Here is an 8,516-nt window from a genome sequence, read left to right on the forward strand (position 1 = left end):
TAGCTATAAACCTAATTACTTTTTCTTTGCTCATAAACTCGTTCTGTTTTTAAAAGATTATCTTATTAAGCACCCAACGGAGCAGCAGACAACGTTTAACTTACAAACGATTTATGACATCTTTAGTCATGATCTTGCCTCAAGTACAACTAATCTTGAGGGTATCTTAAATATTGCAGATGAATACGTCTTTGAAACAGAAGAAGGGTTGCTTCCATTGATTAGTAAGCACTCAGTTAATCTCAAGAATCATGTACTCTCATTAGAGTTTTCACCACAAGCTTTGACAAGCTTATTGTCAGGTCGCTCTTTAGTGAACCCTAAAGCAGCTTAGATTTGCTTTTAAGGTAGAGTGAACTCATATAAAATTCATAAAATTTATTTTTAAGAGTTATTTATGAGTAAAGACTTTAAGGCCTTAACTTATATTGCGGATGATAAGATAGCAGATACGGTGACTTGGCTCTTACACCATCAAGATGTTTTCGATTCTTTTAATTTTGATGTATTGAGCCAAGAATTGTCTGTAACGCATGCAGCAGGAAAAGACATTATTCGGGTAGGAACATTTCTTAATGCCACTTACGGAATTTTAGTTACTTCTGTTTAAATAAAAAGCCCTGAACAATCAGGGCTTTTTATTTTACTGTCTTAAGTTATGCACTCATGGCATTTACTGATAAGTCAGCAACTGTTGGTTTTGGTTTTTCTGCAGTTAAGCCTAGCTTATTAAACAAAGCTTGATCTTTACCTTCACCTGCATTTGGTGTGGTAAGTAACTTATCACCAGAGAATAATGAGTTCGCACCTGCCATAAATGCTAATGCTTGATCTGAATCACTTAATGACTCACGACCAGCAGATAAACGAATATAGCTATGCGGCATAATAATGCGTGCAACAGCAATAGTGCGGATCCACTCAATTACATCAAGCTTTTCAACATCTGCTAACGGCGTTCCTTCAATTGGAACAAGCATGTTAATTGGTACTGATTCAGGATGAATTGGTAGGGTCGCTAATTCATGCAATAAACCAACACGGTCATCACGGCTTTCGCCTAAACCTACAATACCGCCACTACAAACTTTCATACCAGCTTGGCGAACATAATCTAATGTATTTAAACGATCATCAAAAGTACGTGTGCTAATGATGTGAGAGTAGTACTCACGAGATGTATCTAGGTTGTGATTGTAATAATCTAAACCAGCAACTTGTAGGCGCTCTGCTTGAGATTGGTTAAGCATGCCTAAAGTCATGCAAGTTTCCAAACCTAAAGCTTTTACTTCACGTACCATTTCTAATACATAAGGCATATCGCGCTCATGTGGGTTACGCCAAGCAGCACCCATACAAAAACGTGAAGAACCTGAATCTTTTGCAGCTTTTGCTTCGCTAATCACTTTTTCAACAGCAATACGTTTTTCTGCTTCTAATTTTGATTCGTAATGTGCCGATTGTGAGCAGTACTTGCAATCTTCAGGGCATTTACCTGTTTTAATAGATAAAAGGGTGCTGACCTGAATCGCATTGGCAGTGAAGTGCTCGCGATGTACTTGCTGAGCCTTGAAAACTAAATCCAAAAAGGGTTGTTCATATAAAGCTTGGATTTCTTCACGATTCCAATCATTACGTAGAGTCATTGTCATATCCATGATGATGGCATTAATTCACTACACATAATCATACAGAATTCGTATTAAAGCTATAGGGCAAAAAACATCATTTTTTTAATTTGATAGCTGAAGTTGATTAAGTTGCTGTTCAATTGCCCAATCAATATGCACATTGACGATTTCGTCATGTAAATTTTTGCCTTTGTGTAGCTGATCTACAATTTCTTTTGAATAAGGAGCATTTCCTAATCCAATGGCAATATTACGTTTAAACGATTGATAACCTGTCCGGCGAATTGGGCTGCCTTCTGTATTTGCTAAAAAAGTGGTTTCATCCCATTGCCAGATATCCAGTAGACTAATGTTGTCTAATCCATTTCTAGGATTGAAATCGCTAATTGACGCAGTTTTGGCAAAACCGTTCCACGGGCAAATTAATTGGCAGTCGTCACAACCAAAAATTCGATTACCAATACCTGCACGTAATTCTTCAGCAATAATTCCTTTGTATTCGATAGTTAAATAAGCAATGCAACGCCTTGCATCTAGCATATAAGGCTCGACAATCGCTTGTGTCGGGCAAATATCAATACAAGCGCTACAAGAACCACAATGTGCTGTTGCAGGTTCATCGAAAGGTAAATCGAGTGATGTAAAGAGCTCGCCTAATACAAAAAAAGAACCTGATTTTTTGTGAATGAGCAAAGTATGTTTACCTGTCCAACCCATGCCTGCACTTTCAGCCAAAGATTTTTCAAAAATAGGCGCCGAATCGGCAAAAGGACGAGATTCAAAATCGCCGACTTTTTCACGAATTCGTGTTGCTAAAGTTTTCAATCTGCCACGCATGACTTTATGGTAATCACGGCCACGTGCATAACGAGCAATAATTGCAGAGTTCGGTTCGAAAGGTACATATCGAGGTTTTGGAGATTCCACAAGATAATTCATACGAACACAAATAATACTTTTTGTGCCGGGAACTAATAATGTAGGGTCGGCTCGTTTTTCTAGATTTTCTTCTAAATAGGTCATGTCTGCATGATAACCACGTTCAAGATATTCTAAAAAACGTGGCATTTGCTCTTGAGCATCTGGTTTTGCAATGACACAATCAGCAAAACCTAAGTCTAATGCTTGAGCTTTGATCCATGCTTTTAATTCATGAGGATCAAGTTGTTGCACTGCAATGCGTGATGTATCGGAAGATGTCATAAACCAAAATGCAAGAGGATAATAATATGCAGGCTGTAGTTTACCATAGCGATGATATTCGAGCATGGGAGCAACGTTGGTTTGCTGCACAAAACTCTTCATTAGGTTTAATGCAACAAGCAGCTTGGTCAATCGCTCAGCAGTTCATCAAGCTTTTTAAAGATCGTACTATTAATGAGATTGCTGTTTGGTGTGGGCAAGGCAATAACGCAGGTGATGGCTACTTTATAGCAAGTTATCTAAAACAAGCTGGATTTTACGTTGAAATATTTGCGGCTCAATTGGGTGAGTCAACTGATTTACATTGTGCTGCGCAATTTGCTATAGAAAAGAAAGTTCAAATTCATTCAAATTTTGATATTAAAAGAACATTCGATTGCCATATCGATGCTCTATTTGGCATAGGCTTAAATCGCGAATTAAATACTAATTGGCAACAGGCTATTCAACAATTTAATGAACAATCTGGCTTAAAAATTTCGATTGATATACCGAGTGGTTTACATGCAAATACAGGTTGTACCTTGCCTTGTGCAATACGAGCTGATCATACCTTTCCTGTTTTAGGACTTAAAGCCGGATTATTTACAGGTCAAGGTAAAGAATATACAGGCGAACTTCATTTAATCGATTTAATTCCTATCGACCAAGAACTAAAGCCGTTAGCTTATTTGGCACCCATAAATATTAAACTTCCTAAACGTATGGCATTTGGTCATAAAGGGAGTTATGGGCATGTTTTAGTGGTTGGTGGACATGAACAGATGGGCGGTGCTGTGATTATGGCTGCCGAAGCTGCTTTTCATGCAGGTGCAGGCAAGGTGACCGTGATTTGTCATCAAAAGCATCATCAAGCTATTTTGTCTCGGGCTCCTAATATGATGCTCCGTGATATTAATGCTTTAGATGAAGAAAATATTAGAGAGATTTTATCTCAAGTTGATGCTGTATGTTTTGGAATGGGGCTAGGGCGAGATGACTGGGCACAGCAAATTTATCAACAATGGTTTAATTTGTTAAATCAGAGTACCCACCTACAAACTGTTTTAGATGCAGATGCTTTATGGTTTCTAGCTAAACAGCCTCAGAAATTGAATGCGCATTTATTATATTTAACACCTCATCCAGGAGAGGCTGCTACCTTACTTGGTTGTTCTACAGCGCAAATTGAAAATGACCGAATTGCTGCAATTTATGCTTTGCAACATAAATATGCAGGTCAGTGGGTACTTAAAGGAGCGGGTAGCTTAATTTTAGAGGATGACTTGTATATTTGTACCGAAGGTAATGCTGGTATGGGAACTGGTGGAATGGGAGATGTACTGGCTGGAATGATTGCAAGCTTAAAAGCCCAGTTCCACAAAGGTATTGCATTACATGAGATTGTTACTCTTCATGCTCAGGCAGGAGATCAACTTGCAAAACAAGGTATGCGAGGTTTACAGGCTTATCAAATGAATGAAGCAATTACTCAGGTTGTAAATTAATAAGTTTAACGTCTACGACTGCTAGAGCGGCTTCGGCCACGTGCCATACCACCTAAGGCATTAAGGACAGATAGTTTACTCATACTCCCAGATGCATGAGCATGGCAAATTGCTGCTGCTAGTGCATCGGCTGCATCGGATTGAGGTTTAACGGTCAGGTTAAGTAATCGCATGACCATCATTTGTACTTGTTCTTTATCCGCAGCGCCATAACCAACTACGGACTGTTTAATTTGACGGGCGGTATATTCTGCAACTTGTAAATCTAAATTAACTAATGCGGCTATGGCAGCACCACGAGCTTGTCCCAGTTTTAAAGCAGAGTCTGGGTTTTGAGCCATAAAGACTTGCTCGACGGCAGCTTCAGTTGGACCATGAAATTTAACAATACGTTCAATACCAGCAAAAATACGTTTTAAGCGTTCGGGCATTTCCTTAGTTTCTGTTCGGATCGTACCTGCATCGATAAAACGTAGTTTGCTACCATCTTTCTCGATGATTCCATAACCTGTTAAGCGTGAACCAGGATCAATCCCAATAATCAAAGACATGCGAAGGCTTACATAAATAATTTAAAGGTATTGTTACATACCAAAATACGATGTGCATGAGTTATTTAAGTAAGTCACCTATGAGTGGTTATTTTTCGTTTTTTAAATAGATTCTATTTGGGTGACTAAGAAGAATAGGTTTCAAAATTTTCCAAACAATGAAATTCTTTAATAATTGACAATATTCTAGTTTAGTGGAATATTTATCTATAATTTTGGAATAGAAGTTTGTGGGTGTATGGAAGATATTAATATTCGCATCGCACAACAAGTACGTGAATTGCGTTTAGCTCGTGGATATACTCTTGATGTTCTTGCTACACGATGTCAAGTAAGCCGCTCTGCAATTTCTTTGATTGAAAGAGGTGAGGCGAGTCCAACAGCAGTCGTTCTTGAGAAGCTAGCAAATGGTTTAGGCGTGCCTTTAACTCAACTCTTCGCTAACCAACAAAGTGATCAATCACCTCAGCCTATTGTCCGCCGTACTCAACAATCAGAATGGAAAGACCCAGAAACTGGCTATATTCGCCGTCAAATTTCACCTCCAAATTGGAAGACTCCATTTCAAATTGTTGAAATTGAATTTCCCCCTCACTCACGAATTACTTATGAAATTAGTGAAACCTCAAAGGTAGTACAACAGCAACTCTGGGTAGTTGAAGGGAAAATTGATATTCAATTAGGTGAATCTTCTTATGCTTTAAGTAAAGGGGATTGCTTGGCAATGCAACTCAACCAGCCCGTTATATACAGCAATAATTCATCTCAAGTCGCTCGCTACATTTTAGTCGTCTCTAGTCAACTCGTCTCTGCCGTTAAGGAATCTTTATGACCTATTCCCTCAATTCGAATTTTCGTTTAATTGATTGTAATGAAGCAGAACATTCAGTAGCTATTTTAGAGATTTTGAATGAAGCAATTATCAACTCTACTGCTCTATATGACTATTTACCGCGCTCCGAAGAGTCGATGAAAAATTGGTTCGCGGTTAAAAGACAAAATGGTTTTCCCGTGATTGGGATTGTTGATGAGACTGACAAGTTATTGGGTTTTGCGAGCTGGGGAACCTTTAGGGCTTTTCCTGCCTATAAATATACCGTTGAACATAGTATTTATATTCATCACGAACATCGTGGTTGTGGACTAAGCAAAATTTTAATGCAAGAGTTGATTCAGCGTGCTCAAGAGGGCGAGTTACATGTATTGATTGGTTGTATTGATGCGACTAATCAGGCAAGCATAGGTTTACATGAAAAAATGGGCTTTATTCATGCAGGCACTTTTAAACAAGTCGGTTTTAAGTTTGGAGAATGGCTCGATGCTGCTTTTTATCAGCTAAATTTAAATACGCCAAAGCAGCCAGTTGATGGGTAAATCATAAAGCTCAAATCTCAAGTTTAAGAAAATAGCCCAGTTTATGATGAAATAAAAACAGGGCTATAGAGCCTAAATTATAAAACACCGAGTCGTTCTAATCCTTTATAAGCAATTTCTTTTCGAATAGAATTAGGAATTCCTTTTTTCATTTCTAAATTGAGTGAGAATGCCACAATTTCTCCTTGTGGTTGAACGACCCAGCCTGTTAACCAACCAACTTGTGGTTCAACATCCAATCCCCAACCACTTTTTGCGTAAATTTTACGTCCATTTTTTTCTTCTATGAACACCATTGATTGGACTTGTTCTTGTACATTTTTACTAAATGGAAGAGTTTTATTAGCCAATTTATAAGCAAATTGGGTTTCTTGCTCAGGTGTAATTTTAAGTGGACCGAGAAGCCAAAAATTATCTACTTTTGAACCAATATCCGCATTACCGAAACCAATACGTTTTACCTCTTTAACCATAAGATCAAGACCAATTCGTCGGGCTAACTCTTGATAAACAGGAATAGCAGAAGCTTTCATGGCATCGCCCAGTGTCATGTCTTTTTCCCAATCAGGAAATAAACGCTTTTGCCCATCCCGTTTAAATACTTCAGTTGTCGTTACCTTATGATGTTCAAGTCCAATTAAAGCATTTAGCATTTTGAAAGTAGAGGCGGGAACATATTCGGTTGATGCTCTTTTAAGATTATTACCATAAATTTCTTCTGTTTGCCCACGCTTAATCACCAAAACCCCCGTAGTCTGCGCCTGATCAAACAGTGATTTAATTTCTTCTGAATTTTGATTGGCAGAAATAGAGTGTATTTGATGTTGTTTTACCGTATTAGAAGAACAGGCAGATAAAAATAGAGTAGTTGTTACCACGACAAGGACTTTTTTTATACATAACTTTGACTAGGTTTAATTTGAAGTGATATTAATTAATTTAACTTGAGTAGAACTGTTTTTAGATAGATAAAATGTAAGCTAGTTAGGATGGTCTCTATGTCAGTATGACTTTTAAAGTTCCCTACAAGTACAGCGTAAACAAAGGAATACTTCTAACTTTGCTAAGTAAATAAGATTTTATTTAACTAAATACGTTCTTTTTGAAGAGATTTTCACTCCAATAGAGTAAAAAATTTAAAATCTAATTAAAGTGGCACTTGATAAAGTTGATACAGCACTCATTAATAAGAAAGCATGTTTGTTTTTATCGAGTTAAAATCAAATGTACTCCAGTATTGCAGACTCTTATCGATGTAATAGCTTTTGTTAATTTTTTAGAAATTAGACAGAACAATCAGAGTTAAGAGAAATGCTTAATCCTTATTGGAAACTTAGATAGGGTTAGGTCAAATAAAACTGCAATGAATTTTCTTTTTGAGATAGATAAAGTTTTAAATGAATTTACTTCTTATTGTGGTTCTGGGCGCGATTGTTGAAATTGCCGTATGGATTGGCGTAGCACAGTTCATCAGTGGATGGTATGTGTTCTTTTGGTTCATTATTGCTTTCTTTATTGGTTTTGGGCTTATTCGCAGAAGTACTGCTGGTATCATGCCTCAATTACAGCAAATGCAGATGACAGGCCAGCTTGGTAGTGACCCAACAGTAACTAAAAAACTTGCTTATGCTTTTGCAGGTTTCTTATTAATGTTGCCAGGCCTCGTATCTGATGTTTTGGCGGTTTTAATTTTGATCCCTGGTGTTCAAACCGCATTTCGTAATATAGCGATGAGAACTCTTGCTAAACGCCAACAAGCTATGATGAATAAAATGATGGGTGGTATGGGCGACAATGCTTCGGGACAAAATCCATTTGCTGATTTAATGCGTCAAATGCAAGATATGCAGAATCAGCAGGGCGGTAGCCAAGGCCAATACCATGATTCAAACATTATTGATGGTGAAGCGAGAGATGTTACTCCAGACCACAAAAAAATAGAGCATAAAAATAAAGATTAATAAGCGTGTTATGAAAAAGCTTAAACCCATAAGGTTTAAGCTTTTTTTTATTTTTAAATTATTATTTATGCTGAGAAACTGAAGTAGATGAATCACTATCGTCTATCTCTAATTGAGTTTCTTCTTGTGGTTTCGACTGCGGTTGATATTTATTTGAAGGTAGAGCGGTTTGCTTGTTTTCAGATTGTTGATAACCTCGACTTCGGTTTGCTCTTTCGCGAAAGCCACCCTTATTAATGAGCTGTGTATGAGACATGCAATTGCCTAAAATGTGAGATTATTCGCTTATTTTAGCAAATTTGGCAAAAT

Annotated in this window: 11 protein-coding genes; 6 read left to right on the plus strand and 5 right to left on the minus strand. The window is 37.5% G+C overall.

The genetic code is table 11. The features are described from left to right. Together NL42_RS14005 and NL42_RS14010 are read left to right on the plus strand one after the other, a co-directional pair. A partial coding sequence (locus NL42_RS14005; protein ID WP_461313191.1) for a hypothetical protein occupies nt 1-334 on the plus strand: 334 nt, incomplete at its 5' end. Nucleotides 335-397: 63 nt separating this feature from the next. Next, nucleotides 398-610 (plus strand): hypothetical protein, encoded by a 213-nt coding sequence (locus tag NL42_RS14010; RefSeq protein ID WP_005304605.1) that lies wholly within the window; start codon nt 398-400, stop codon nt 608-610. Nucleotides 611-656: 46 nt separating this feature from the next. Here NL42_RS14010 and bioB read toward each other — a convergent pair whose 3' ends face one another. Then, nucleotides 657-1,646, minus strand: coding sequence for a biotin synthase BioB (gene bioB, locus NL42_RS14015; RefSeq protein WP_004642579.1), 990 nt, complete (start codon nt 1,644-1,646; stop codon nt 657-659). 87 nt (nt 1,647-1,733) lie between these two features. Next, entirely contained in the window at nt 1,734-2,834 is a 1,101-nt protein-coding gene (gene queG / locus NL42_RS14020; RefSeq protein ID WP_461313197.1) for a tRNA epoxyqueuosine(34) reductase QueG, read from the minus strand. 26 nt (nt 2,835-2,860) lie between these two features. Between queG and NL42_RS14025 the strand changes: the two genes are divergently transcribed. Then, the gene (locus tag NL42_RS14025) at nt 2,861-4,321 is read left to right on the plus strand and encodes an NAD(P)H-hydrate dehydratase (RefSeq protein WP_461313192.1); all 1,461 of its coding nucleotides are present in this window, start codon (nt 2,861-2,863) and stop codon (nt 4,319-4,321) included. 5 nt (nt 4,322-4,326) lie between these two features. On the opposite strand, the gene ruvC is transcribed toward NL42_RS14025, so the two are convergent. Continuing rightward, complete coding sequence (ruvC, locus tag NL42_RS14030; RefSeq protein WP_016138349.1) at nt 4,327-4,872, minus strand: crossover junction endodeoxyribonuclease RuvC; 546 nt, start codon at nt 4,870-4,872, stop codon at nt 4,327-4,329. Between the two features lie 238 nt (nt 4,873-5,110). Here ruvC and NL42_RS14035 point away from each other — a divergent pair, with 238 nt between their 5' ends. Next, on the plus strand, nt 5,111-5,704 hold the full coding sequence (locus tag NL42_RS14035) for a helix-turn-helix domain-containing protein (protein ID WP_461313193.1): 594 nt from the start codon (nt 5,111-5,113) through the stop codon (nt 5,702-5,704). Beyond that, nucleotides 5,701-6,246: a GNAT family N-acetyltransferase gene (locus NL42_RS14040; protein ID WP_461313194.1), complete on the plus strand. Its 546-nt coding sequence runs from the start codon at nt 5,701-5,703 to the stop codon at nt 6,244-6,246. Before NL42_RS14035 ends, NL42_RS14040 begins: the two co-directional genes overlap by 4 nt. A gap of 77 nt (nt 6,247-6,323) precedes the next feature. On the opposite strand, the gene blaOXA is transcribed toward NL42_RS14040, so the two are convergent. Beyond that, on the minus strand, nt 6,324-7,142 hold the full coding sequence (blaOXA, locus tag NL42_RS14045; RefSeq protein ID WP_461313198.1) for an OXA-213 family carbapenem-hydrolyzing class D beta-lactamase: 819 nt from the start codon (nt 7,140-7,142) through the stop codon (nt 6,324-6,326). Nucleotides 7,143-7,643: 501 nt separating this feature from the next. Between blaOXA and NL42_RS14050 the strand changes: the two genes are divergently transcribed. Next, complete coding sequence (locus NL42_RS14050) at nt 7,644-8,207, plus strand: FxsA family protein (protein ID WP_461313195.1); 564 nt, start codon at nt 7,644-7,646, stop codon at nt 8,205-8,207. A 61-nt stretch (nt 8,208-8,268) separates the two neighbouring features. Here NL42_RS14050 and NL42_RS14055 read toward each other — a convergent pair whose 3' ends face one another. Then, nucleotides 8,269-8,463, minus strand: a complete 195-nt coding sequence (locus tag NL42_RS14055) for a hypothetical protein (RefSeq protein WP_461313196.1) — start codon at nt 8,461-8,463, stop codon at nt 8,269-8,271. Nucleotides 8,464-8,516: the final 53 nt, after the last annotated feature.

The sequence above is a fragment of the Acinetobacter sp. GN11 genome (genome assembly GCF_054823985.1).